Origin of the sequence: Ollibium composti (assembly GCF_004801285.1) — a bacterium.
Taxonomy (GTDB): domain Bacteria; phylum Pseudomonadota; class Alphaproteobacteria; order Rhizobiales; family Rhizobiaceae; genus Mesorhizobium; species Mesorhizobium composti.
The window spans coordinates 430,370-455,685 of record NZ_SSNY01000002.1; the positions used below are offsets into that span (position 1 = coordinate 430,370).

The 25,316-nt window shown below is 67.8% G+C and carries 24 protein-coding genes; 16 read left to right on the forward strand and 8 right to left on the reverse strand.

What is annotated here, in order from left to right; genetic code table 11:
- The first annotated feature begins 11 nt into the window (after window positions 1-11).
- The 5 genes from E6C48_RS05360 to E6C48_RS05380 are packed head-to-tail and all read left to right on the forward strand — an operon-like array spanning window position 12 to window position 4,723.
- Window positions 12-995, forward strand: a complete 984-nt coding sequence (locus E6C48_RS05360) for a branched-chain amino acid ABC transporter permease (protein ID WP_136354782.1) — start codon at window positions 12-14, stop codon at window positions 993-995.
- Complete coding sequence (locus E6C48_RS05365; protein ID WP_136354784.1) at window positions 992-1,750, forward strand: ABC transporter ATP-binding protein; 759 nt, start codon at window positions 992-994, stop codon at window positions 1,748-1,750. Before E6C48_RS05360 ends, E6C48_RS05365 begins: the two co-directional genes overlap by 4 nt.
- Entirely contained in the window at window positions 1,744-2,445 is a 702-nt protein-coding gene (locus E6C48_RS05370) for an ABC transporter ATP-binding protein (RefSeq protein WP_136354786.1), read from the forward strand. Before E6C48_RS05365 ends, E6C48_RS05370 begins: the two co-directional genes overlap by 7 nt.
- The gene (locus E6C48_RS05375) at window positions 2,432-3,259 is read left to right on the forward strand and encodes an aspartate dehydrogenase (protein WP_136354788.1); all 828 of its coding nucleotides are present in this window, start codon (window positions 2,432-2,434) and stop codon (window positions 3,257-3,259) included. The genes E6C48_RS05370 and E6C48_RS05375 overlap by 14 nt, the downstream gene beginning before the upstream one ends.
- Before the next feature lie 24 nt (window positions 3,260-3,283).
- Window positions 3,284-4,723, forward strand: coding sequence for an NAD-dependent succinate-semialdehyde dehydrogenase (locus tag E6C48_RS05380; protein ID WP_136354790.1), 1,440 nt, complete (start codon window positions 3,284-3,286; stop codon window positions 4,721-4,723).
- Between the two features lie 13 nt (window positions 4,724-4,736).
- Here the strand turns inward: E6C48_RS05380 and E6C48_RS05385 are convergent, their stop codons facing one another.
- The 5 genes from E6C48_RS05385 to E6C48_RS05405 are packed head-to-tail and all read right to left on the reverse strand — an operon-like array spanning window position 4,737 to window position 9,196.
- Window positions 4,737-5,516, reverse strand: coding sequence for a cyclase family protein (locus tag E6C48_RS05385; RefSeq protein ID WP_136354793.1), 780 nt, complete (start codon window positions 5,514-5,516; stop codon window positions 4,737-4,739).
- 23 nt (window positions 5,517-5,539) lie between these two features.
- Window positions 5,540-6,769, reverse strand: a complete 1,230-nt coding sequence (locus E6C48_RS05390; protein WP_136354795.1) for an SDR family NAD(P)-dependent oxidoreductase — start codon at window positions 6,767-6,769, stop codon at window positions 5,540-5,542.
- A complete protein-coding gene (locus E6C48_RS05395) occupies window positions 6,769-7,950 on the reverse strand; it encodes a thiolase family protein (protein WP_136354797.1) in 1,182 nt (393 codons plus the stop codon). The genes E6C48_RS05390 and E6C48_RS05395 overlap by 1 nt, the downstream gene beginning before the upstream one ends.
- Before the next feature lie 3 nt (window positions 7,951-7,953).
- Window positions 7,954-8,385, reverse strand: coding sequence for an organic hydroperoxide resistance protein (locus E6C48_RS05400; RefSeq protein ID WP_136354799.1), 432 nt, complete (start codon window positions 8,383-8,385; stop codon window positions 7,954-7,956).
- 19 nt (window positions 8,386-8,404) lie between these two features.
- Entirely contained in the window at window positions 8,405-9,196 is a 792-nt protein-coding gene (locus tag E6C48_RS05405; protein ID WP_136354801.1) for an aspartate/glutamate racemase family protein, read from the reverse strand.
- 269 nt (window positions 9,197-9,465) lie between these two features.
- Between E6C48_RS05405 and E6C48_RS05410 the strand changes: the two genes are divergently transcribed.
- Window positions 9,466-11,079: an AMP-binding protein gene (locus E6C48_RS05410; RefSeq protein ID WP_136354803.1), complete on the forward strand. Its 1,614-nt coding sequence runs from the start codon at window positions 9,466-9,468 to the stop codon at window positions 11,077-11,079.
- A gap of 16 nt (window positions 11,080-11,095) precedes the next feature.
- On the opposite strand, the gene E6C48_RS05415 is transcribed toward E6C48_RS05410, so the two are convergent.
- Window positions 11,096-11,575, reverse strand: coding sequence for an acyl-CoA thioesterase (locus E6C48_RS05415; RefSeq protein WP_136354805.1), 480 nt, complete (start codon window positions 11,573-11,575; stop codon window positions 11,096-11,098).
- 154 nt (window positions 11,576-11,729) lie between these two features.
- Window positions 11,730-12,416, reverse strand: coding sequence for a GntR family transcriptional regulator (locus tag E6C48_RS05420; protein ID WP_136354807.1), 687 nt, complete (start codon window positions 12,414-12,416; stop codon window positions 11,730-11,732).
- A gap of 136 nt (window positions 12,417-12,552) precedes the next feature.
- Here E6C48_RS05420 and E6C48_RS05425 point away from each other — a divergent pair, with 136 nt between their 5' ends.
- The 10 genes from E6C48_RS05425 to E6C48_RS05470 all read left to right on the forward strand — a co-directional run bounded on the left by E6C48_RS05425 (window position 12,553) and on the right by E6C48_RS05470 (window position 23,870).
- Window positions 12,553-13,680: a cupin domain-containing protein gene (locus tag E6C48_RS05425; protein WP_136354809.1), complete on the forward strand. Its 1,128-nt coding sequence runs from the start codon at window positions 12,553-12,555 to the stop codon at window positions 13,678-13,680.
- A gap of 29 nt (window positions 13,681-13,709) precedes the next feature.
- Window positions 13,710-14,630 (forward strand): fumarylacetoacetate hydrolase family protein, encoded by a 921-nt coding sequence (locus E6C48_RS05430; RefSeq protein WP_136354811.1) that lies wholly within the window; start codon window positions 13,710-13,712, stop codon window positions 14,628-14,630.
- A 33-nt stretch (window positions 14,631-14,663) separates the two neighbouring features.
- Window positions 14,664-15,317 carry a flavin reductase family protein gene (locus E6C48_RS05435; protein WP_136354813.1) on the forward strand — a complete coding sequence of 218 codons (654 nt, stop codon included), beginning with the start codon at window positions 14,664-14,666 and terminating at the stop codon, window positions 15,315-15,317.
- A 91-nt stretch (window positions 15,318-15,408) separates the two neighbouring features.
- Complete coding sequence (locus tag E6C48_RS05440) at window positions 15,409-16,461, forward strand: peptidase M29 (protein ID WP_136354815.1); 1,053 nt, start codon at window positions 15,409-15,411, stop codon at window positions 16,459-16,461.
- A gap of 82 nt (window positions 16,462-16,543) precedes the next feature.
- The gene (locus tag E6C48_RS05445) at window positions 16,544-17,854 is read left to right on the forward strand and encodes an acyl-CoA dehydrogenase family protein (RefSeq protein WP_136354817.1); all 1,311 of its coding nucleotides are present in this window, start codon (window positions 16,544-16,546) and stop codon (window positions 17,852-17,854) included.
- A gap of 6 nt (window positions 17,855-17,860) precedes the next feature.
- Window positions 17,861-19,150, forward strand: coding sequence for an alpha/beta fold hydrolase (locus E6C48_RS05450; RefSeq protein WP_136354819.1), 1,290 nt, complete (start codon window positions 17,861-17,863; stop codon window positions 19,148-19,150).
- Window positions 19,147-19,830, forward strand: a complete 684-nt coding sequence (locus tag E6C48_RS05455) for a TetR/AcrR family transcriptional regulator (RefSeq protein ID WP_136354821.1) — start codon at window positions 19,147-19,149, stop codon at window positions 19,828-19,830. The genes E6C48_RS05450 and E6C48_RS05455 overlap by 4 nt, the downstream gene beginning before the upstream one ends.
- Complete coding sequence (locus E6C48_RS05460) at window positions 19,827-21,167, forward strand: glutamine synthetase family protein (RefSeq protein ID WP_136354823.1); 1,341 nt, start codon at window positions 19,827-19,829, stop codon at window positions 21,165-21,167. The genes E6C48_RS05455 and E6C48_RS05460 overlap by 4 nt, the downstream gene beginning before the upstream one ends.
- Window positions 21,168-21,172: 5 nt before the next feature.
- The gene (locus E6C48_RS05465) at window positions 21,173-22,372 is read left to right on the forward strand and encodes a LysR substrate-binding domain-containing protein (RefSeq protein WP_136354826.1); all 1,200 of its coding nucleotides are present in this window, start codon (window positions 21,173-21,175) and stop codon (window positions 22,370-22,372) included.
- A gap of 40 nt (window positions 22,373-22,412) precedes the next feature.
- Window positions 22,413-23,870 carry an APC family permease gene (locus E6C48_RS05470; RefSeq protein WP_139954360.1) on the forward strand — a complete coding sequence of 486 codons (1,458 nt, stop codon included), beginning with the start codon at window positions 22,413-22,415 and terminating at the stop codon, window positions 23,868-23,870.
- Window positions 23,871-24,032: 162 nt separating this feature from the next.
- On the opposite strand, the gene hemW is transcribed toward E6C48_RS05470, so the two are convergent.
- Window positions 24,033-25,190 (reverse strand): radical SAM family heme chaperone HemW, encoded by a 1,158-nt coding sequence (gene hemW / locus E6C48_RS05475; protein WP_206086438.1) that lies wholly within the window; start codon window positions 25,188-25,190, stop codon window positions 24,033-24,035.
- Window positions 25,191-25,316 lie beyond the last annotated feature (126 nt).

A 25,316-nucleotide genomic window follows, 5' to 3' on the forward strand; every position in this document is an offset into this window, starting at 1 on the left:
CGGCCCGCTTCATGGACAACTCGATCAAGAAACAGATCCTGCTGGCGGTAGTCGCGGTGCTCCTGCTCGCCCTGCCGTTCATCGCCAGCGCAACGGGCTACCCGGCGATGACCTCGCTGGCGACACGCGCGCTGATCTACGGCATCGCCGCCGCCAGCCTCAACCTCGTGCTCGGCTATGGCGGCATGGTCAGTTTCGGCCACGCCGCCTTCTTCGGCCTCGGCGGCTACGTCGTCGGCATCCTCTACCAGCACTACACCCAGGACGACCTGTTCCTCGGCCTCGTCCCCGGCACCAACCAGTTGCTCGTCACGCTGCCGGTGACGCTGATCGTCTGCGGCGCGGCCGCAGCCCTGATCGGCGCCCTGTCGCTGCGCACCGGCGGCGTGCAGTTCATCATGATCACGCTCGCCTTCGCGCAGATGCTGTTCTTCCTGTTCGTCTCGCTCAAGACCTATGGCGGCGACGACGGGCTGATCATCCGCCGCACCAACGAACTGTTCGGGCTGAAGATGCGCGACAAGCAGACCTACTACTATGTCTGTCTGGCCATCACGGCGGTGTTCTTCTTCCTACTCTGGCGGCTGGTCAATTCGCGCTTCGGCAACGTGCTCACCGGGCTGCGCCAGAACGCGCGGCGCATGGCCGCCCTCGGCCTGCCGGCCTATCGCTACAAGCTGGTCGCCTTCATCATCTCCGGCATGGGCGCCGGGCTGGCCGGTTGCCTGATGGCGAATTTCCTGCGCTTCGCCAGCCCCGACATGGTGCACTGGACGAAGTCGGGCGAACTGATGGTCATGGTGGTGCTGGGCGGCGTCGGCACGCTGTTCGGGCCGCTGATCGGCGCGGCCGCCTATATCGTGCTGGAATCGGTGCTGGCCTCGTGGACCGAATACTGGCAGCTCGGCCTCGGCTTCATCCTCCTGTTCGTCGTGCTCTACACCAACGGCGGCATCGAGGCACTGTTCGGCCGTCTTCTCGGGAGGCGCGTATGAGCGGGCCGATCCTGTCCGTAAGGGGACTGGTCAAGCGCTTCGGCGGCCTCGTCGCCACCGACGGCGTGACCATCGACGTCCGTCCCGACGAAATCCATGCGCTGATCGGCCCCAACGGCGCCGGCAAGACGACGCTGATTTCCCAGCTCGTCGGCGAGTTGAGGCACGACGCCGGCACGATCGAGCTGGAGGGCAGGGATATCGGCGCGCTGCCTACCGCCCGCCGCATCGGCCTCGGCCTCGGGAGGACCTTCCAGATCACCTGCCTTTTGCCGGAGTACACCGTGCTCGACAACGTCGCGACCGGCGTGCAGGTCCGGCAGGGACACTCCTTCCGCTTCTGGGGCAATGTGCGGGGCGAGACGGCGCTACGCGAGACAGCGCTCAGCTTCCTCGAGACCATCGGCCTGGCGGGACGCGCCGACGAGCAGGTCGCCAACCTGTCGCATGGCGAGCAGAAGCAGCTCGAGCTTGCGGTGGCGCTCGCCACCGAACCGCGTCTGCTGCTGCTCGACGAGCCGATGGCAGGGCTCGGCCACTCCGAAAGTCGCCAGATGGTGGCGCTTTTGATGGCGCTGAAGACCAAGGTCAGCATGCTTTTGGTCGAGCACGACATGGACGCCGTCTTCGCACTCGCCGACCGCATCTCTGTGCTGGTCTACGGCCGCGTCATCGCCACCGGCACGGCCGACGAGATTCGCGACAACGCGGACGTGCGCGCCGCCTATCTCGGCGAGGGAGACGAGCTATGCTGAGCGTCAGCGGGCTGCAATCGGCCTACGGGCCGAGCCAGGTGCTGTTCGACGTGGAACTCGGCGTCGGCGAGGGCGAGGTGGTGACGCTGCTCGGCCGCAACGGCATGGGCAAGACGACGACGGTGCGCTCCATCATGGGGCTGTTGAAGCCCAGCGCCGGCACGGTGCGGTTTACCGGCCGCGAGGTGTCGGGCGCGACGCCGGAAACGGTCGCGCGCCTCGGCGTCGGCCTCGTGCCCGAGGGCCGCCAGACCTTCCCGACGCTGACGGTACGCGAAAACCTCGTCGCCACCGCCTCGAACCGGCTGAAGCGGCAAAACCCGTGGACGCTGGAGCGCGTCTATGCGCTGTTTCCCCGGCTCGGCGAACGCGCCGGCCAGGCCGCCGGCACGCTGTCGGGCGGCGAGCAACAGATGCTGGCGGTCGGCCGCGCGCTGATGACCAACCCGAAGCTGCTCATCCTCGACGAGGCGACGGAAGGGCTGGCGCCCGTCATCCGTGCCGAGATCTGGCGCTGCATCGAGGCGCTCAAGGCCGAGGGCCAGTCGATCCTGCTGATCGACAAGAACATCCATGTGCTGAAGCGGCTCGCCGACCGCCACTACATCCTCGAAAAGGGCCGCACGGTCTGGTCCGGCTCCAGCGCCGAGCTCACCGCCAACGCCGATCTGGTGCATCGCTATGTCGGCATCTGACAGGCAAGGCGGCCGCCGTCTGCGGCTCGGCTTCGTCGGCTGGGGCGCCATCGCCACGCGCGTCGCCCAATTGCTGGCCGAGCGGCAAGCACCCGTCGACATCATCGCCATCGCGGTGCGCGATGCCGACAGGGCACGGCCGGATTTGCCGACCGGCGCGCGGCTGATTTCGGAACCTGGCGAACTGGCCGGCCTCGGCCTCGACATGGTGATCGAGGCGGCCGGGCGTCCGTCCGTGCCGGTCTGGGGCGAAGCGGCGCTGCGCCATGCCAGGCGCTTCGCGGTGTCCTCGACCAGCGCCTTCTGCGACGAGGCGTTGCTTGCCCGGCTTGTCGAGGTTGCGCGCGAGAACGGCAGCCAGATCGTCATTCCGCCCGGCGCGCTCGGCGGAATGGATGCGCTGACGGCTGCCTCCGCCGTTCGCATCGACGAGGTGGTGCATTTTATCGTCAAGCCGCCGCGCGCCTGGAAAGGCACCGCCGCCGAAACGCTGCTCGACCTGGATGCGCTGGCTGAGCCGAAAACCTTCTTTGCCGGCACGGCGCGCGAGGCAGCGGACGCCTTTCCGCAGAACGCCAATGTCGCGGTCATCTCGGCGCTCGCCGGCATCGGCCTCGACAGCACCCGTGTCGAGCTGGTGGCCGATCCGGCCGCGTCCCGCAATTCCCATCGGCTCAGCGCCTCCGGCGCTTTCGGCCGCATGGAGATGCTGTTCGAGAACGAACCGCTGAAAACCAATCCCAAGTCATCGGAACTGACGGCGCTCAACCTCGTGCGGCTGGTCGAAAACCAGGTCGCGCCGCTTGCGCATTAGCCGTCGCGCATCATGGAGACTAGAATGGCGACCTCGTATCCCGACCTCATGCTCTATATCGACGGCGCCTGGCGCAAGAGCGCCGAGACGCTGCCGGTGCTGAACCCGGCCGACGAAACCGTCGTCGGCGCGGTGCCGGTCGCCTCCCGCGCCGATCTCGACGATGCGCTCGCCGCCGCCGACAAGGGGTTCCGGATCTGGAGCCGGACGGCGCCGGCCAAGCGCGCCGCCATCATCCTGAAGGCCGCCGCGCTGATGCGCGAGCGCATCGACGAGATCGCCCGCTCGATCACGCTGGAACACGGCAAGCCCTTCCCGCAGGCGCGGCTGGAGGTCATCCGCGGCTGCGAGTTCTTCGAATGGGACGCCGCCGAAGGCCAGCGCACCTATGGCCGCGTCGTCCCCAGCGAGCCCGGCATCCGCTACATCGTCCACCACCAGCCGATCGGCACGGTCGCCGCCTTCTCGCCGTGGAACTTCCCGATGAGCCAGCCGGCGCGCAAGATCGCCGGCGCGCTGGCCAGTGGCTGTTCCATCATCATCAAGGCGGCCGAGGAAACCCCGGCCGGCGCCTATCACATCGCGCGCGCCTTCCACGACGCGGGCCTGCCCGCCGGCGTCTTCAACCTCGTCTTCGGCGTGCCGGCCGACATCTCCTCCTATCTCATCCCGCAGCCGCAGGTGCGGCTGGTCGCCTTCACCGGCTCGACGGCGGTCGGCAAGCACCTGTCGGAACTGGCGGCCCGCCACATGACGCCGGTGCTGATGGAACTCGGCGGCCATGCGCCGGTGATCGTCTGCGACGACGTCGACCCGGTCGAAGCCGCCGTCACCTCGGCCGTCCGCAAGGCGCGCAACGCCGGCCAGGTCTGCACTTCGCCGACGCGCTTCTTCGTGCAGGAGCGGATCTACAAGACCTTTGCCGACACCTTCGCCGAGAAGGCGCGCGCCGTTTCCATCGGCAACGGCTTCGATGCCGGCGTCGAGATGGGGCCGCTGGCGAACCATCGCCGCATCGAGGCGATGGAGATGCTTGTGGCCGACGCCAGGGCCAAGGGGGCACGCGTGCTGGCGGGCGGCGAGCGGCTCGGCAATCGCGGCTACTTCTTCCCCGTAACAGTGCTCGCCGACCTGCCGGACGACGCGCGCGTCATGCGCGAGGAGCCGTTCGGCCCGCTCGCCGTCATCAATCCGGTTTCGTCGCTCGACGAGGCGATCGAGAAGGCCAACGCGCTGCCCTTCGGGCTCGCCGCCTACGCCTTCACCCATTCGGCCAGCAACGCCGACCGGCTGGCGGACGGCATCGAGGCGGGCAACGTCTCGATCAACACGCTGGAGGCTTCGGTGGCCGAGGTGCCGTTCGGCGGCGTCAAGGACAGCGGCTACGGCCGCGAAGGCGGCATCGAGGGCCTGCTGCCCTATACGGTCGTCAAGAACGTGTCGCACCGCATGGCGATCGCCTGAGGCGAACCGATCGTCAGGGGCGCGTCACCGCCAGCACGCGCAGCGGACTTCCCGAGCCGTTGAGGATTTTCAGCGGCGCCGTGATCAGGATCGCGCCCGTGGGAGGCAGCCGGTCGAGGTTGCACAGGCATTGCAGCCCGTAGCGGCCGGCGCCGTGCAGGAAATGGTGCGCCGGATGCGGCGGTTCGAAATGGCTCGCCTGGCCGGCATCCGTGCCGATCGTTTCGGTGCCGAAACCGAGGATTCCGCGCTCCTCGACCAGCCATTTCATCACCTCCGCGTCTGGGCCGGGCGTATGCGCGCCGTCCTCCTTCAGGTTGGCGTAGTCGCGCGGCGAGCGCTTCGACCAGTCGGTGCGCAGCAGCACCCAGTGGCCTCGGGGAATGCGGCCGTGCTCCTCTTCCCATGCCTCGACACGGGCGCGCGTCAGCAGGAAGTCGGCGTCGGCGGCCGCCTCGCCGGAACAGTCGATGACGCAGGCCGGCGCGATCATGTGCTCGGCCGGCAGCGTGTCCACCGCGTTGTTGGGCAGGTCCTTGCCGGTGTACCAGTGGATCGGCGCGTCGAAATGCGTGCCGGTGTGCTCGCCCAGCGTGATGTTGTTCCAGTACCAGCCGGGCCCCCTGCCGTCGTAGCGCGAAATCTCGCGGATGCGCACGGGTGCCGCCTGGCCGAATTCCGGCGGCAGCACGATGACGGGGAAGTCCGGCGTCAGCGTCGCCGTCAGGTCGACGACGCGCAGCGCGCCCGTCGCGATGGCGGCGGCGAAATCCAGCGGGTCGGGTGCGGCCATGCCTTCTCGTCCTCGTTTCGTTTTCAGGCGCCGAGATCGCGTTCCAGCGCTTTCGGGTTGGCTTCCAGCCGTTGGCGGACGTCCTCGGCGACGTCGCCGACGAAAACCTCCTCGACGCCGCTCTCCAGCGCCGACACGATCGCCTTGGCCACCGCCTTCGGCGCCACCTTGGGCGGCGGCACGGTCTGGAACCATTCGGTGTCGAGCGGGCCGGTGAACAGGTTGACGACGCGCACGCCGCCGGCCCTCAATTCGCCGCGCAGGCAGTGCGACAGCGACACGCAGGCCGCTTCCGCCGCGCTGGTGGTGCCGTAGGCGGCCCAGTTCGCCAGCGCGTAGACCGAAAAGACGTTGACCCAGGCGGCCGCACTGTCGATGCCGTCGGCGCCCCGTGCGCGCATCGCCGGCCCGAACGCCTGCGCCAGATGCACGAAGCCGAGATAGGTCTGCGAAAGCTCGTCCATGATGGTGGCGGTGCCATGCCGACCGATCAGGCCGCCGGGGCGGGTATGCTCGCCGGTATTGATAAGGATATCCACCTTGCCGCCGATGTCGGCGGCGAGGTCGCGAACGGAGCGCTCGTCGGTCACGTCGAGCGGCACCACCGTGCAGGCTTCCAGCGCCTTGCCGGCCTCGAAGGGTTTCCACGGTTCGGCGATCCCGACATGGACCTTGGCGCCGGCCGCGACGAGTGCCGCCGCCGTCGCCTGGCCGACGGCCGAGCGGCCGTTCGTCACCAGCACGCGGCGGAATTTCGGCGACGCCGTCATCTCGCGCCATTGCCGGTCGTCGGCGGCGTTGGCGGTGTCGCCGGCGGGCCGGGCGAAAGCGGCGGCTTGCCCGGCCTTGTCGAGCTGGAGGGACATGCGCACAGGCTCCGCCTCGCCGCAGTCGGCATGAAGATGCGCGATTACGGTCGGGCCGCAGTCGAGCTTGACCATGCCGATGCGCCACGGCGCGCGTTCGCGAAAATAGACGTCGGCGGGCACGCGAACCACGGTTTCGGAGACAAGCGTGCCGCCGTCCGGCGCGTCGGTCAGCTTCAGATCGGTGGACAGGCAGCCGGGGCAGACGTCGTGCGCGGGATAGCAGAAGGCGCCGCATTCGTCGCAGCGTTGCAGCGCGAACCGCCCCTCGGCGGCGGCGCGCGTCAGAAGCATGCCGGCGCGGCTGCGCCCCACAGGCGGCAGCGACGGCTGGCGGGTGCGCCTGAGCGGGTTCCTGCGCTCCGGTTGCTGCAGCGGCTCGACCATCATCCGTCTCCCGAAACGATCACGGCGCCCGACGACAGGCCGCGGTCGTAGTTGATCATGCCGAAGCCGGAGGCGAGCCCGGTGCGCGCGCCGGCGACCTGTGTCGGCCCGGCGCTGCCCAGCACCTGCCGGATCGCCTCGGTGACGCCGAGATAGGCGCCGGCCGCACCCGCCTGGCCGACGGACAACTGGCCGCCCGAGGTGTTATGGGGAAAGTCGCCGCCGATGGTGAGGTCGTGCGCGCGCACGAAGGCGGCACCTTCTCCCTTGGCGCAGAAACCCAGATCCTCGAGCTGCATCATCACGATCACCGGATAGTCGTCGTAGGTCTGCACGAAGTCGAGGGCGTCCGGCCGCAGGCCCGCCATGGCGTAGAGGTCGTCGATGTCGGCCACCCAGCCGCCGTGGTTCTGCACCACGTCGTCGATCCGGGCGTTGTGGCGCTCGATGGAGGCGAGGATCTTCGCGCCTTTCAGGCCGGCGGCGGCCGCCGTCTCCTCGCGCATGACGAGAAAGGCCTCGGCCCCGGCGCAGGGCATCACGCAGTCGTAGAGGTGGATCGGGTCGGCGATCGGCCGCGCCGCCATGTACTGCTCCACCGTCAACGGCGTCTTCATCAGCGCGTGCGGGTTGTTGAGCGCGTTGGCGCGCTGGGCGACGGCGATGCGGCCAAGGTCCTCGCGGCCGACGCCGAAGCGCTTCATGTAATGGCGCGCGATCATCGCGAAGCTGGCATTGGCGCCGCCCGCGCCATAGGGGTAGACCGCGTCCTGCGCGAAGCGGGAAAAATTCTCCAGTGTGCGGCGGAAGGAATCGACATGGTTGGTGTCGCCGGCCACGCAGGCGACGACGTCGCAGTCGCCCGCCTGCACGGCACGCGCCGCCCGCCTGAGCGCGGCGATGGCGCTGGCGCCGCCGAGCGGGATGGTGTCCAGCCAGCGCACGCTCAAGCCGAAATGCTGCGTCAGGCCGATCGCCGTGTCGGGGCCGACGGTGAAGGAGGACAGGCAGAAGCCGTCGAAGTCGCGCGCCGCGATGCCGGAGGCGTCGGCGAGAGCCCGCAGCGCCCGGCCGATCCACCACTGCGCGCTCTCGATCGAATAGCGCTGATAGGGGATGGTGACCGGCGTGGTGATGACCACGCCGTCATAGGGTGTCCTGCGGGAGGCCGGTTTCGCCATCGATCACGCTTCGGCAACGGTCAGCACGACATCGATATTGCCTTGCGTCGCCCTTGAGAAGGGGCAGCGCTCATGCGCGCCGGCGACGAGCTTTTCGGCGGTGGCGCGGTCGATGCCCGGCAGCGCCACCACCAGTTCGGCGGCGAACATGTAGCCGACGCCGACCGGGCCGACGCCGATCTTCGCGGTCACCGTGGCGTCGTCGGGCACGGCCACCTTGTTCAGCCGCCCCGCCAGCTTGACGGCGCTGAGGAAGCAGGCCGACCAGCCGGCGGCGAAAAGCTGCTCGGGGTTGGTGCCGTCGCCGCCGGGGCCGCCGAACTCCTTCGGTATCGAGAGCGACACGGCGAGGCGTCCGTCCTTCGTGGCGGCGCGTCCGTCGCGTCCGCCCGTCGCCGTGGCCTCCGTCCGGTAGACGATCTTTTCCGGTTTCATCGCGTGGCTCCTTGTTCGGTCATCGAGGGGAAGACGTGCCGTTGCGGGCGAGTTGCAGGAAATCCTGCCTCGCCTGCTCGCCGGCCAGCGCGAAGGACGGTCCGCGGCTCGGCTCGATGCCGCTCAAGGCCCGCAACTGCACCCACATCTCCGCCGACTTCAGTGCGACCGCCGCGCAGTCGACGACCGGCGCGTGCTTGACGGTAAAGCCGCGCTCGCCGCCGATCAGCAGGCCGGGCAGCACGCCGGCGGGAACGATCACGTCGGCGCCCTTTTCCACCATCGGCAGCGCGCAGGCGGTGAAATCGCTGAGCAGCCGCGCCTTCGCCGTATCGTCGCCGGAAAAACAGCGGTCGAAATCCTCCGGCCGGCAGCCCATGCCGGTGACGTGGCAGACACGGCTTGCCAGCCCGTAGCGCTCGGCCTGCTCCAGGTGCCAGACCTCGAACACCGGGTCCAGCGTGACCAGCCCGATGCGGCGCCCGAGCTGCGAGGCGGCGAGCAGCGTCGCCTCGCCGGCGCCGACGACGGGAATGCGCAGCGCCGAGCGCAATTCGTACAGGCCGGGGTCCTGGAAATGGCCCATCACATAGGCGTCGAACCCCGCTTCCTCCGCACCGATGCCGGCCTCGACGGCCTGGATGGCGCAGCGGAACTCGGCCAGCCGGCCGAAGCTGCGGTCAGGCGGCGACATGCCGTGCACCGTCACCTCGGTTCCGGGCGCTGCGATGGCGTTAAGGCGGGCTTCGAGCCGCTCCAGATAGGAGGCGCCGATCCTGGCGTCGACGAAGCTTTGCCAGAAGATTCGCATTTCCTCCCCCCGATCCCGTCGTGACATAGGGCGCCGGCAGGCCGCGGATTCGGCCATGCCGGTCAGGCGCATGAGACCATGTCGGCATATCCTCTTACTTATTCCTAGATGCTTCAAGCATAAAGCACTATGGTGGCCGCAGGATCGGTGGCGCGACCGGCGCCGACCGGGAGAGGGGACGCGATGCAGGCAGCGATATTTCCCGGAAGCAGGCAAGCCGCTTCCCCGGCTCGTGCCGGTTACGATCATCCGCAAGGGAGCCGGGCCTGATGCCTGCCGAAACGGTCTATTCCCGTTTTCGCGCCACGGCGCAGGCGCACGGCGAGGCGCCGTTCCTCGAGGTTCTGGAGGAAACCGCCCGCATCTACGGCATCGCCGCCGAAACGGTGAGTTATGCGCAGATGCTCGGGCGCATCGAGGGCTGGCGCGAAAAATTCCGCGCCGCCGGCTACGGCCATGGCCATCGGGTCGGCCTCCTGTTGCAGAACCGGCCTTCTTTCCTCGAAATCTGGTTCGCGCTGAATGGGCTCGGCGTCTCCGTCGTGCCCATCAACCCGGATCTGCGCGCCAGCGAACTCACCTACATCATCGCCCATTCCGAGATGAACGCCGCCGTAGCACTTGCGGCGCGGGTGGATGAACTCGAAAGCGCGGCGCGGGAGGCCGGGCGCGCCATTCCCGTGTTCGCGCCGGATGGGCCGGTACCCGCGCCGTTCGACGGTCCGCGCCATGCGATCGCCGGCGATACGGCGACGGAATGCGCGCTGCTTTACACGTCGGGCACCACCGGCCGTCCCAAGGGCTGCGTGCTGACCAACGAATACTATCTCCATTCCGGCAACTGGTATCGCGACGCCGGCGGGCTGATTTCGCTGCGCCGGGGTTGCGAGCGCATGCTCACCCCGCTGCCGGTCTTCCACATGAACGCCATGGCCGTTTCGGTCATGGCGATGATGACGGTCGGCGGCTGTCTCATCATGCTCGACCGCTTCCACCCGGCAAGCTGGTGGGAGCAGGTGCGGACGAGCCGCGCCACCTGCTTCCATTATCTCGGCGTCATGCCCTCGATGCTGATGGGCGCGCCCGAGAGCGGGCGCGACCGTGAGCACGGCGCCCGCTTCGGTTTCGGCGCCGGCGTCGACAAGGCGCTGCATGCGCCGTTCGAGGAGCGCTTCGGCGTGCCGCTGCTGGAAGCCTGGGCGATGACCGAGACCGGCAGCGGCGGGGTCATCTGCGCCGGCAGCGAGCCGCGCAAGATCGGCACGAGCTGCTTCGGCCGCCCCGGCCCCGAGGTCGAGATCCGTGTGGTCGACGCCGAGGGGCAGGACGCCGCCGCCGACATGCCGGGCGAACTGCTGGTGCGCCATGCCGGCGACCGGCCGCGCTTCGGCTTCTTCCGCGAGTACCTCAAGGACCCGCAGGGGACCGCCGAGGCCTGGGCGGATGGCTGGTTCCACACCGGCGACATCGTCGCGCGCGACGCCGACGGCGATCTTCACTTCGTCGACCGCAAGAAGAACGTCATCCGACGCTCCGGCGAGAACATCGCCGCCGTCGAGGTGGAAACGGTGCTCAACCGGCACCCGCTGGTGCGGCAGGCCGGCGTCGCCGCCACGCCCGACGCCGTCCGCGGCGACGAGGTCGCCGCCCTGATCGTGCCGCGCGAGGCGGGGTCGGGAGCCGCTGCGGCCGAGGAGATCGTCCGCTGGGCGCTGGAGCGCATGGCCTACTACAAGGTGCCGGGCTGGGTCGCCTTCGTCGATGCGCTGCCGCTGACGGCGACGGAAAAGATCCAGCGCGCCGCGCTGAAGACGCTGGTCGCCGGCACGATGGAAGCGGGCGCTTTCCACGACCTCAGGCACCTGAAGAAGCGTCAGGTCTGACGACGGCAGGCTGTCTTTACGCCTTCGCGTAGCCGGCCAGGGCGGCGCGCAGGTCCGGCGGCACCGGCATGGACTTGTGGATGGTCAGGTCGGTGGTGACCACGGTGAAATGGCCGCGCAGCGCCTCCGTGCCGTCGCGGAAGGCATGCAGCCTGAGGGCGAAGGAGGAATTGCCGATCCGCTCGACGATGACGGCGACGTCGAGCGTGTCGCCCATCGTGCAGGGCGAGAAGAAATCCGCATGGGCGTTCACGTAGCCGAGGCCGATGCGCCGCTTGCCGATGAATTCGTAGTAGTCGAGGCCGAGCGCGCCCTCGTACCATTTCTCGATGACGACGTTGAAGATGTCGAAGAATTTCGGCGTGTAGACGATGCCGGCCGGGTCGCAATGGCCGAAGCGGATGTGCATCTCGGTCGACCACAGGCCGGCCGGCAGGTCGGCGCGGCGGAGCGGCGTGGGCCTGCCGTCGACGACGCCCGGCACGGGCTTGTTCATGGCAGCCGTTCCGCCCTCTCGAACGCGCGCGTCATCGTCCGTCATTCTGGAATGTCTCTTAAAAAAATATGATTTTGCATAGTTTTGGCGATCAGGCCTGTCAATCTTCCAGGGCTGGTGCTGCTGGTGCTCGGCACGCCTGGCGCGACTGCCGTCAGACGGCGGCCTTGGCCGGCAGGGCGTCGCCGTCCTGTGCCGGGATCGCCCTTTCGATGTCCTCGGCCGTCCGCAGGTAGTGTTCGCGCAGCACCACGACCGCCTTGCCGGCGTCGCGGTCCAGCGTCGCCTCCGCCAGCGCCTTGTGCTCGGCCTGTACGTCGCGGCCGGCCGGGCGCGTCGCGGCCAGGAGGACCGGGATGCGGTAGCGCTCGGTGGCGGCGTAGAGCCGCTCGAAGAATTCCAGCGTCCAGGGCGAATTGCAGGCGACCAGCAGGGCGCGGTGGAAGGCGTGGTGGCGCGCTTCCAGCGCCCAGATGTCGGCTTGCGCGCCGGTGCGGCCGGCCTGCAGGGTGAGCGCGTAGAGGGCCGAGACGATGCCGGCCGCCCAGGCGTCGTCACCGAGCCGGATGGCGCTGCGCAGCGCCTCCGATTCGATCTGGATGCGCAGCGCGATCGCGTCGTGCAACTCGTCGAGCGACAGCGGCGCGACGCGGAAGCCGCGCAGCGATTCGGCCGTCACCAGCCGTTCGGCCTGCAACCGGTTCAGCGCCTCGCGCAGCGGCGAAAAGCCCATGCCGTAGCGCTCGCTGAGGTCGGCGAGGCGCAACGGGCTCTCGGGCGCGAACGCGCCGCGAATGATGTCGTGGCGGAGCGCGTCGTAGGCTTTTTCGGCGAGGGTCATGCTGCTGCTCCCGGATCGGGAGGATTATCGCATGGAATGTCGCTTCGGCAATTCCAAAAACTTTCGAAAATCCTTCTTGCTTTCGAAAGACCTATGACCCATTCTCTGTGAAGCTCAAAAGCGGAAGGAAAGCGAGATGGCCGATAAGCAGCGGGAAAACCATCGCGAGGACGTCGCCGGACGCGCCAATGTCGAGGATACGCCGGAACTCCTGGCCTATTACGAGGATCTCGAACGCTACAAGGCCGGCGCGCTGTGGACGGTTGCCAACAAGATCGAGCCGTGGGAGCCGAAGTCGCAGTCGGAGCCGGTGGTGTGGCGCTATAAGGACTTGCGCCAGCACGTCCTGCGTTCGGTCGAGCTGGTGACGCCGGAAAAGGCCGGCCGCCGGGTGATCTATCTCAACAATCCGGGCCGCACGGACGTCGCGGCCGCCGTCGGCTGGATCTATGGCGGCCTCCAGGTCATGAATCCGGGTGAGGTGGCGAGCGCGCACCGGCATTCGGCCTCCGCCATCCGCTTCATCATGGAGGGTGCTGGCGCCTATACGGTGGTCGACGGCCACAAGATGACGCTCGGCGCCAACGACTTCGTGCTGACGCCGAACGGCACCTGGCACGAGCATGGCGTCGAGGCGAGCGGTTCGCCCTGCATCTGGCAGGACGGGCTCGACATTCCCTTCGTCAACGCCATGGAGGCGAATTTCTACGAGGTGCATCCGGACCTCAGCCAGGCCGTCGGCTACGAGGTCGACGACATGACCAGGACCTGGGGTAACCCCGGCCTGAAGCCGATGGTCGGTGACGGCTGGAACAAGGGCTACAGCCCGATGTTCAAGTACGAATGGCTGCCGACCTATGATTCGCTGCAGAAATACGCCGGCTGCACCGACGGCTCGCCCTTCGACGGCGTCTTGATGGAATACGTCAACCCGGCCACCAACGGCCCGGTGATGCAGACGCTCGGCGCCTCCATGCAGATGCTGCGCCCCGGCGAGGCCACCAAGGCGCACCGCCACACCGGCAGCGGCCTCTACCACGTCGCCAAGGGCAGCGGCCATTCCATCATCAACGGCAAGCGCTACGACTGGGCCGAGCACGACATCTTCTGCGTGCCGTCCTGGGCCTGGCACGAGCATGTCAACGGCTCGGACCGCGACGACGCCTGCCTGTTCTGCCTGTCCGACCTGCCGGTGATGCGCGCGCTCGGCCTCTATCGCGAGCAGGCGTTCGGCGACAACGGCGGCAACCAGCCGCTTCTTTAAAGCCCGCCTTTTCTCAAAAGGAAGACATCATGAAGCTTGTAACCTATCGCGCCTCGGTCGAGGCGGCGGCCCGGCTGGGCGTCGTCGTCGACGATCTCGTGGTCGACGTCGAGGCGCTGGGAAAGACGTTCGGCGAGGACCTGCCCGATACCATGCTCGGCCTGATCGATGCCGGCCGGCCGGGGTTGGAAGCCTTGCAGGCAAGCCTGGACGGCGCCGAGGGGCGCTTCGCGCCGGGCACGGCGACGGCGCTGAGCAACGTCCGGCTGATGGCGCCGATCCCGCGCCCGCGCAAGAACATCTACGGCATCGGCCTCAACTTCGTCGAGCACGTCGCCGAAAGCGCCCGCTCGCTCGACACCGCCAAGGACCTGCCGAAGCAGCCGATCGTCTTCACCAAGCCGCCGACGGCGGTGATCGGCCCCGGCGAGGGCATCGAGCACAACAGGAAGATGACCCAGCAGCTCGACTGGGAAGTCGAGCTGGCCGTCATCATCGGCAGCGCCGCCAAGCACGTCTCCAAGGCGGACGCGCTGAAGCATGTGTTCGGCTATTCGGTGATGATCGACGTGTCGGCTCGCGACAACCGCCGGGCAGGGCAGTGGATCTTCTCCAAGGGGCAGGACACCTACGCGCCCTTCGGCCCCTGCATCGTCACCGCCGACGAGATCCCCGACCCGCAGGTGCTCGACCTGTGGCTGACGGTGAACGGCGTCGAGAAGCAGCGCTCCAACACGCGCCACATGCTGTTCAAGGTCGACGACCTGATCGCCGACATCTCCACCGGCATGACGCTGGAGCCGGGCGACGTCATCGCCTCCGGCACGCCGGAAGGCGTCGGCGCGGGCCGTTCGCCGCAGGAATTTCTCTGGCCGGGCGATGTGGTGGTGGCCTGCGTGGAAGGCATCGGCACGTTGCGGCATCCGGTGGTCGACGCGACCCCGGCATAAGCCGTATTCACGACAGGCGATCCGCGAGGGCCGATGCGCTTCGATCCAGACGAAATAGGCACCCAGAACACCTACAAGCTGCTGGTGGCGACGGTCATGCCGCGCCCCATCGCCTGGGTGGTGACCAAGGACGCCGAAGGCCGCGTCAACACCGCGCCCTACAGCTTCTTCAACGTCATGGGGCCGTCGCCGCCGACGGTCGCCATCGGCATCATGGCCGATCCCGAAAAAGGTTTTAAGGACACGTCCCGCAACATCCTCGACACCGGCGAGTTCGTCGTCAACCTAGTGCCCGAGCGGCTGGTGAAGGCGATGAACGTCACCTCCATCGACGCGCCGCGCGGCATCGATGAGCTGGAGCTGGCCGGCCTCTCGACCGTCGCCTCGGATCGCGTGCGGCCGCCGCGTATCGCTGAAAGCCCGGTCTCCTTCGAATGCGTGTCGCTGTCGTCGGTCGTCACCGGTCCCTCGCAGGTGGTGGTGATCGGCCGGGTGCTGGCCATCCATGTCGCCGACGACTGCGTGCTCGACGCCGAACGCGCTCATGTCGACACGCCCCGCCTCGATCTTGTCGCCCGCTCCTACGGCAGCGACTACGTGCGCAGCCGCGACACGTTCAGTCTCGTGCGCCCGAAATGGAGCGAGTGGGACGGTCGCGACTCGGACGAGATATCGAAAGGCTCCTGATTTTCGAAAATCCTGTTGACAGGCTCCGCAAAAAACTTAACTTGCCAGTTAAGCAATTTGCGGAGGCGCAAACTGTCACGGGAGGACGGCAATGCTGCAGGAGCGCGTCGAAGGACGCTGGCTGGATTCGTTCCGCCGCGTCTTCAGGCTGAACGGTATCGGCAGGGGCACGAAGGTCGCCATCCTGTCGGAGACCCAGTCGCGCCCGGTGCTGGTGCACCTCTCCGACCTCGCCTTGCACGACCTCGGCGCCGAATACTGCATGATCCAGATGCCGACGCCGCGCCAGACCGCGCCGGTGCCGGTCAAGTCCACCGGCACCTCCTGGGCGATCCAGCAGAACCGCGCCGTCATCGAGGCGCTGAAGCTGGTCGAGATCATCGTCGACTGCACCGTCGAAGGGCTGATCCACGCGCCGGAATGGCCTCAGATCGAGGAGGCCGGCAACACCCGCCTGCTGGTCGTCTGCAACGAGCATCCCGAGATTCTGGAACGCACCGAGCCGTTCGCCGAACTCGGCCCGAAAGTGGCGCGCGGCGTCGAGATGCTGCGCGCGGCCAGCGAGATGCGCGTCACCTCCGCCGCCGGCACCGACCTCGTCATCGACCTGCGCAACGCCCCTTGCGGCGGCACGCCCGGCTTCGGCACGACGCCCGGCGCGGTGGCGCACTGGCCGGGCGGCCTGTGCCTGGCCTTTCCCGGCAACAATTGCGTCAACGGCCGCATCGTCATGGACGTCGGCGACATGAACCTGACGTTCAAGACGACGCTGACCAGCCGCATCGACTTTACCGTGGAGAACGATTTCGTCACCGCCATCAAGGGCGACGGCGTCGATGCCATCCATTTCCGCGAATACATGGAGGCCTGGGACGACCGCAACGCCTACGGCATGAGCCATGTCGGCTGGGGCATGCACCCGAGCGCCCGCTGGGTGTCGGCGGCCATGTACGACAAGCGCGACATGCAGGCGGTCGAGTTCCGCGCGCTGGCCGGCTCCTTCCTGTGGTCGACCGGCGCCAACCAGTATGCCGGGCGCTACACGCTCGGCCATTTCGACCTGCCGATGCGCAACTGCACCATCGCGCTGGACGGGACCGTCGTCGTCAAGGACGGCGTCCTGCAAGGGGAACTGGCGGTTTAACCGGGTACTTTTCGCATTTCCGGACGGAAAGCCGGTGTCCGCTTTTCCCGGAAATGCTTCTGACGGCTTCGGAGACAAAAGCATGAGCGATATTGCCGACTACTACGATCTCGACCGCATCCGCCCAGAGGTGCAGGCCAAGCTTCGGCTGGTCAACGAGATGGGCCGCGACAAGTTCGCTGCCCGCGCCAGGGCGGTGGACGACGAGGCGTCGTTCCCGGTCGAGAACTACAGGGACCTCGCCGCCGAAGGCTTCCTCGGCCTGTGCATTCCCGAGGAATTCGGCGGCTGGGGCTTTTCGATGTTCGAATACGCCATGGTCGGCGCCGAGATCGGCAAGTATTGCGGTGCCACCGCGCTCACCTTCAACATGCACAATTCCTCCATGGCGTGGTCGCGCTTCATGTTCGACATGCCGAACCTGACGCCTCAGGAGAAGGCGACCTTCGCGCCGCTGCGCGAGCGCCAGTTCCGCCGCGCCATCGCCGAGAAGGCGATCTTCTCGCAGCCGATCTCCGAGGGTGGCCAGAACTGGACGTCGAAGCCGAACCAGACCCAGTGCCGCAAGGTCGACGGCGGCTGGAAGATCAACGGCTTCAAGAAGTTCGCTTCGCTGGCCGGCTATTGCGACTACTACACCATCGTCTGCACCGAGGTGTTCGAGGGCCAGGAACCGCGCCATGAGGACACGATGCTGTTCGTTGTCCACAAGGACACGCCCGGCCTCACCGTCAAGGGCGACTGGGACCCGCTCGGCATGCGCGGCACCAACAGCCGCGACCTGATCCTGAAGGACGTCTTCGTCACCGCCGACGACCTCCTGATGCCGCGCGGCATCTTCAACAAGACGCTGCCCAACTGGCCGCACATGATGATCACGCTGTCGCCGACCTATATGGGCGTGGCGCAGGGCGCCTACGATTTCATGGTCGACTACCTGAAGGGCAGGATCCCCGGCCAGCCGCCGGTCGACCGGCGCATGTACGCCACCAAGCGCATCGCCGTGGGCAAGATGTATGCGCGCCTCGCCAACATCCGCGCGCTCTGGTGGCAGGCCTTCGGCGAATCCAAGGGGTTCCCGAGCAAGGCCGAGGTGCTGCGCATGTATGCCGCGCAGTACAACGTCATGGAGGGCGCGGCCGAGATGACCTCGATGGCGATCCGCACCTGCGGCGGGCAGTCCATGCTGAAGTCGCTGCCCCTGGAGCGCATGTACCGCGACAGCCGCTGCGGCGCGCTGATGCTGCCCTTCACCTCGGAGATCATGGAGGACTATCTCGGCGTGCTCGCCCTCTATGATATGGACGAGCTGGACCACGCGCCCGGCGACGAGGGCGGCGCCCGCATGTCGCTGTGGCGGGGCGACGCCGCTTCGGTCGGCGGAGCCCGGTAGGCACCCATGCCGCGCGATCGCGTCCAGGTCATCGGGCAGTCCCCGGCCTCTCCCGAGGCGGCCTGGGCCGTTGCCGGCGATTTCTGCGGGCGCTGGCATCCCGCCATCGCCACCATGCGCGAGGAGCGCGACGACCGGGGTTCCCTGATCCGCGCCTTCACCGTGCAGGGCGAGGACACGCTCTACCGCGAGCGGCTGACATGGCAAAGCGACAGCGACCGCACGCTCGGCTACACCCACCTGCAAGGCATAGCCGGCGTGGACCGTTACGATGCGCGCATCAGCATCGCCGCGTCCGGCAGCGGCTGCACCATCGAATGGACCGCGACCGTCGAGGCGCCGGACCCGGCGCGGCTGTCCGCGATCTGCGAAGGCACGAAGGCCATTTTCGAGGCCGGCATCGCCGCCCTGTCGGCGGCGCATCGCGCCGGCAAGCCGGGCGCGGCAAGGGCGATGCCCGCATCGGTTCCGCTGGCAAACATCACCGTCGATACGGCCCCCCGGCTGGCGCTCACCGTCACGCCGCAGAAGGGCGGGCCGCTCTGCCTGTTCCTGCACGGCATTGGCGGCGCGCGCGGCAATTGGGACGCCCAGCTCGGCGCGGCCGGCACCGTCATGCGCGCCGCCGCCCTCGACCTGCGCGGCTACGGCGGCAGCGCGCTCGGCCCCGGCCAGTCCACGGTCGAGGACTACTGCGCCGACATATTGCGCGTGCGCGAAGCGCTGGGCGCCGACCGGCTTGTGCTGGTCGGCCTGTCCTATGGCTCGTGGATCGCCACCTCCTTCGCCATGCGCTATCCCGACATGCTCGCAGGCCTCGTCCTGTCGGGCGGCTGCACCGGCATGTCGGAAGCGGGCCGCGCGGAACGCGACGCCTTCCGCACCAGCCGGCAGGTGCCGCTCGACGCCGGACAGACGCCGGCCGACTTCGCGCCGGCCGTGGTCGAAGTACTGGCCGGGCCGCACGCTTCGGCACAGGTGAGGGCGCAGCTTCTGGCGTCGATGAAGGCGATCCCGTCCGGCACCTATCGCGATGCGCTGTCCTGCTTTACCAATCCACCGGAGCGGTTCGATTTTGCGCGGCTTTCCATGCCGGTCCTGATGATGACGGGCGAATACGACCGGCTGGCTTCGCCGGCCGAGATCCGCGGCGTCGCCGGCCGCATCCTGGCCGAGTCGCCCCGGCCCGACGTGCGCTACGAGACGATTTCCGACGCGGGCCACGTCTGCAACGTCGAGCAGCCCGAGGCCTATAATCGCGTCCTGCTCGACTTCCTCGAAAGGCTGCCGCGATGAGCGCCCTGCCGCGCCGCCAGCAGAACCGCATCGAGCGCGAGCGGCGCATTCTCGACGCCGCGCTGAAAGTGTTTTCCGAGACGGGCTATTCGGGCGCGACGATGGACGGCGTCGCCATCGAGGCCGGCCTGTCGAAGCCGACCCTCTATCAGTATTTCTCTTCCAAGGAAGCGCTGTTCTCGGCCATGCTGTTCGGCGAGCGCGACCAGATGCTGGAGTTCTTCCTGCATCCGTCCGGCAAGGGCATGGTCGCCGACCTGCTGGGCTTCGCCTGGGACTATGCCGCCACGGTGCTGCGCCCCGACATGCTGTCGCTCGCCCGCCTCATCATCGGCGAGGTGCAGCGGTTTCCCGAGATCGGCCAAGCCTATCAGGAGAGTGGCCCCGACCGGCTGCTTGCCGGCATCATGGACTATCTGGAGGGCCGCCGCGCCGCGGGCCAGCTCGCCTTCGACGATCCCGAACTGGCTGCCGAGGACCTGTGGGGCCTGATCCTGTCGGCACCGCGCAACCATGCGCTCTACAGGCCCGACCGCGTTCCCGGCCGGCCCGAACTGGCACGCTACATCAACAACGGTTTGCGGGTTTTCCTGAAGGCCTATTCGACCCGGCCGGACGAAGACCTCCACGCTTTGCAGGCGCTCATCGGCGCCCAACCCTTTCCAGCAGGTGACCCATGACGATCGAGGACTACCTGGCCGATCCGGCCAGCCGCTTTGCGACTGTGGCGATGACCGACACCAACGGCCTGCTGCGCGGCCAGATGGTCTCGGCCGGCAGCCTGAAGGGCATCGCCAAGAACGGCATGGGCATGTCGCCGGTGACGCTGGCGCTCGACCCGACCGACGTGGTGCTGCCCATTCCCGGCGTCTCGGACGGAACCTCGGATTTCCACGACGATCCGCTGGTCCTCGACCCAGTTACGGTGCGCCGCCTGCCGTGGTCGAAGCCCGGCCACGACATGCTGGTGCTGGCCAACTATTCCGGCGGCACCGCCGAATTCTGCCCGCGCTCCATGCTTGGCCGCGTGCTCGCCCGCGTCGGCGAGGCCGGCTACCGGCCCCGCTACGGCATGGAACTGGAATACACGCTGTTCGACGAGACGCCCGAAAGCGCCCGCGCCAAGGGCTATCGCAACTTGAAGACCGCCACGCAGCACAACAGCCACGACCTCGTCCTTTACCAGGTGCAGCAGACGGAATGGTACGAGGCGGTGGCCGAGATGTGTGTGCCGCTGCGCATCGACCTCGCCAAGATGCACGAGGAGATCGGCGGCGGCTTCCTCGAAGCCTGCATCGCCGCCGGCGAGGGGTTGGAGCCGGCCGACCAGCTGGTGCTCTTGAAGAACTTCATCCGTGCGCTGGCCCAGCGCCAGGGCCGCTGCGTCACCTTCATGCCGCGCTGGACGGAAGCCGCCGACAGCCAGTCCATCCACGTCCATGTCTCGCTGAAGGACAAGGACGGCAAATCGGTCTTCCACGACCCGTCGCAGAAGAACGGCGTGTCTGAGACCTTCCGCCACTTCATCGGCGGCATGCAGACCTATCTCGGCGACCTCACGCTCCTGTTCCAGCCGACGGTCAATTCCTACCGGCGCTTCGCCCCCGGCACCTTCGCGCCGCCGGGCCTCAGCTGGGGCTACGAGAACCGCACCACCTGCTTTCGCATCGTCGGCCACGACGCCGGCTCGCTGCGCGTGGAAAACCGCCTGCCGGGCGCCGACACCAACCCCTACCTGACGGTCGCCGCCACGGTGGCGGCCGGCGTCGCCGGCATCCTGGAAAAGATCGAGCCGGAAGCCGAGACCGTCGGCAACGGCTACGCGCAGGAGACGCCGCGCGACTTCGCCCGCTCCATGCCCGAGGCAGTCGAGCGGCTGCGCGGCTCCGCCTTCGCCAGGGACTGGCTCGGCCCGCGCTTCGTCGAGGCGTTCTCCTCGACGCGCCAGAGCCAGTACGACGAGTTCCGCCGCAAGGTGCCTGACGTTGAACTGGAACGTTTCTTCGACCTGGGGTGAAAGCCATGGATGCCGAACTTCGCGCCCGTTTCGTGGAAAGCATGAGCCGCGTCGCCTCCGCCGTCACAGTCGTGACCACGGATGGCGAGGCGGGCCGGTTCGGCGTCACCGTCTCGTCCATGACCTCGGTGTCGGCCGACACCAGCCGGCCGTCCCTGCTGGTCTCCATCCATCATCTCAGCCCCGCCGGCGAGGCGATCAGGAAGAACCGGCGCTTTTGCGCCAATGTGCTGAGCGGCAACCAGACCTTCGTGTCCGATCTTTTCTCCGGCCGTCTCAAGCACCTCAACGAGGACAGGTTCGGCGAAATTCCGTGGCATTCCGGCGTCACCGGCGCGCCGATCATCGAGGGCGCCATCGCCTCGCTGGATTGCGAGCTGAAGACCGCCCTTTTGTGGGGCACGCATTTCATCCTCATCGGCGAGGTCGAGCAGATCGAGCTGTCGCGTCAGCGCTCGCCGCTTGTCTACGCCAATCGCGGCTATCGCCGCGCCATCCCGATCGCGCCGGAAGACCGGCAGCCGCATGATCCGCACAACCAGCTGCGCGTCGGCTTCTTCATCACGCTGGGGCCGGAATTCGTGCCGTCCCTCGTCGCCGACTTCGCCAGCCGGACGCCCGCCGTCGACATCCGCCTGCTGGAGGCCGACCACGACGATCTGGTCGAGCAGATGCGCGCCGGCAAGATCGACGCCGCGGTCACCTTCGGCACGGTCGACGAGCCGGAACTCGAGGCCGAGGTTATCTGTCCAGCCGATCCCCATGTGCTTTTGAGCGCCGACCACCCGCTCGCCGCCAAGCCGAGCCTGCGGCTTGGCGATGTGGCCGAGCTGCCGATGATCCTGCTCGACTATCCTTCGGTGCGCGGCGCCGTCGCTGCCTTGTTCGAGCGTAACGGCCTGAAGCCGAACGTGCGCCTGCAGTCGCCGTCCTTCGCCATGGTGCGCGGGCTGGTCGCACAGGGGCTCGGCTACACGTTGGTGCCGCAGGCCCCGCGCAACCGGGACCGGCGCGGCGGTGAGACCAGGGCCGTGCCGCTGAAGGTGGATTTTCCGGAGGGTGCGCTGGTCGCGCTGGCGCGGCGGCCGGATCGGCAAAGCGAATTGGCCAGGGACTTTCTTGCCCGCTGCAAGAGGTCCTTTCAAATTCAGCCCGATCAAGAACGGGTAGGTGGCCGGCCGGCGGCGGGCACGAAGGTGCGATAGGCCGCCGCTGGTGATGTGAAGGAAACAACAGGAGGGGACTATGGCTCAGGAAAACGTTTTGGATGTGAGTAGCGGAGGCGCGAACCGGCTCCGCAAGAATTCGCTGGGGCTGATCGCCGTCACCTTCATGGTGATCTCGGCCGCCGCGCCGCTGACGGGCGTGGCGGGCGCCATGCCGCTGGCCTTCATGCTCGGCAACGGTGCCGGCGTGCCGGCCATCTTCATCTTCGTCACGGCGGTGATGCTGGCCTTCGCCGCCGGCTATGTGGCCATGTCGCGCCACGTCACCAATGCCGGCGCCTTCTACGCCTATGCCGCGCGCGGCCTCGGCGGGCGCACGGCAGGTGCTGTGGCGATCACCGCGCTCGTCGCCTACAACGCCATGCAGTTCGGCCTCATCGGCCTGTTCGGCGGTATCGCCGCCGGCATCTTCGGCGAACTCGGCCTCGTGCTGCCCTGGTGGCTGTGGAGCCTGGCGGCCATCGTGCTTGTCGGCGCCCTCGGTTACCGACAGGTCGACCTGTCGGCCAAGGTGCTGGTCGCGGCGGTGCTGCTCGAATACATCATCGTGCTGATCGTCGACTTCGCCATCCTCGGCAAGGGCGGCGCCGGCGGCCTGTCGATGAACTTCTTCGACGCCAACGCCTTCTTCTCCGGCTCGATGACGGCGGCGATCCTGTTCTGCATGGGCTGCTTCATCGGCTTCGAGGCGACGACGATCTACGCCGAGGAAACGCGTGATCCGGAAAAGACCATCCCGCGCGCCACCTATCTTTCTGTGCTGATGATCGGCCTGTTCTTCATCTTCACCACGTGGCTGATGATCGTCGGCGTCGGCGCCGACAAGCTGGTCCCGACCATCCAGGGCCTGCCCGATCCGTCGCTGTTCTTCTTCAACCTGGCGGCCGACTATGTCGGTGGGCCGATCCCGACCATCGCCGGCATCCTTCTGGTGTCGAGCCTGTTCGCGGCACTCTCGGCCTTCCACAACTACATCGCCCGCTACAGCTACGTCGCCGGGCGCGAGGGCCTGCTGCCGGACGTGTTCGGCCGCACCCACGGCACCCACCAGAGCCCGCATATCGGCTCCGTGGTGCAGACCGTCGGCGCGCTGATCGTGCTCGCCCTATTCGCCGGGCTGGGGCTCGACCCGGTGCTCAACATGTTCACCTGGATCAGCCAGATCGGCACGCTCGGCGTGCTCGCCATGATGACCGTCACCTCGCTTGCGGTGATCGTCTTCTTCCGCCGCGAAGGCCATGCCGGCTCGCCGCTGGTGACATTGGTCCTGCCGATCCTGTCGGGCCTGGTGATGGCGGCACTGTTCGTCTACATCTTCCTGCATTTCGGCGACCTGACCGGCACCACCGGCGGCGCGCTGGGCGTCATCCTGCCCTCGCTGATCCCGCTGGCCGCGATCGTCGGCTACCTTTTGGCGGCACGCCTGGAAAAGACCGATCCGGCCCGCTTCGCCCGCATGGGCAACAACGGCAACTGATCGCCCCGGCGATTGGCGACGGCCTGCCCGGACAGGGCAGGCCGTTTTCGTTTCGATAGGCTAGAGCGAAATGCCGTTTCCTTAAATCGGTATTTCGCTCTAACCATTTGTTTTTGAAGCATGATGTTTTCCGAAAAGTCTGCAACTTTTCGGCATCATGCTTTATCGCGCCAGATCGGCGACCACGGCGTCCAGCACGATCATGCCGGCGGGCGTGGCGCGCAGGCGCGAATTGCCGAGCGGCGCCACGAGGCCTTCCTCCTGCAGGATGGAAAGCCGCGCCGGGGGCAGGCCGCGCCCGGCATAGTCCTCGTAGCGCGCGAGGTCGATGCCTTCGGCCAGCCTGAGCCCCATCAGCAGGAACTCGTCGGCTTCCTCGGCGCGCGTCAGCACCTCGCCGCCGACGACGCCGTCGCCCTTGGCCTCGACCAGCGAAAGCCACGTCTCCGGCATCTTCTCGGTGAACGTCACCACCCGCCGCCCGTCCTCGACGAAGCGGCCATGCGCGCCGGGGCCGGCGCCGACATATTCGCCGTAGCGCCAGTAGGTCAGATTGTGCCGGCTCTCCGCGCCCGGCCGGGCGTGGTTGGAGATCTCGTAGGCCGGCAGGCCTTTTGCTGCCGTCACCTCCTGCGTGAGCTGGTAGAGGTCGGCCGCCAGATCGGGATCGGGAATGGCGAACTTCCTCGCCTTGTGCAGGGCGTGGAAGGGCGTGCCTTCCTCGATGGTGAGCTGGTAGAGCGACAGGTGGTCGGCGGCGTGGCCGATCGCTTCCTCCAGTTCCGCCTGCCAGGCTTCAAGCGTCTGGCCGGGGCGGGCGTAGATCAGGTCGAAGGACAGGCGCGGAAACGTCTCGCGCGCCAGCCGGATCGCCTTCAGCGCCTCTTCCACATTGTGCAGCCGGCCGAGGAACCTCAGGTCGCGGTCGTTCAGCGCCTGCACGCCGAGCGACACCCGGTTGACGCCGGCCGCCCGGTAGCCGCGGAAGCGCTCGGCCTCGACCGAGGATGGATTGGCTTCCAGCGTCACCTCGATGCCGGCCGGCACCGTCCAGTTCGCCGCCACGGCGTCGAGCACGGCGCCCACCGTTTCCGGCTTCATCAGCGACGGCGTGCCGCCGCCGAGGAAGATGGAGGTCACGTCGCGCGCCCCGGTGCGGGCGCGCATCGTCTTCAGTTCGGTGGCGAAAGCGCGTGCAAAGCGCTCCTGATCGACCGGCTGATGGCGCACATGGCTGTTGAAGTCGCAATAGGGGCACTTGGCCGCGCAGAACGGCCAGTGGATGTAGACCCCGAAACCGGGTGTGCGGTCGAGCATCATGGGTGCATTCCGACGCCATGCGGGCGCTGCCCCTCACCTGCCTGCCGGCATCCTCTCCCCGTAAACGGGGAGAGGCGAGCTGCTGCGACGTGGGCGCTCCCCTCTCCCCGTTTACGGGGAGAGGGT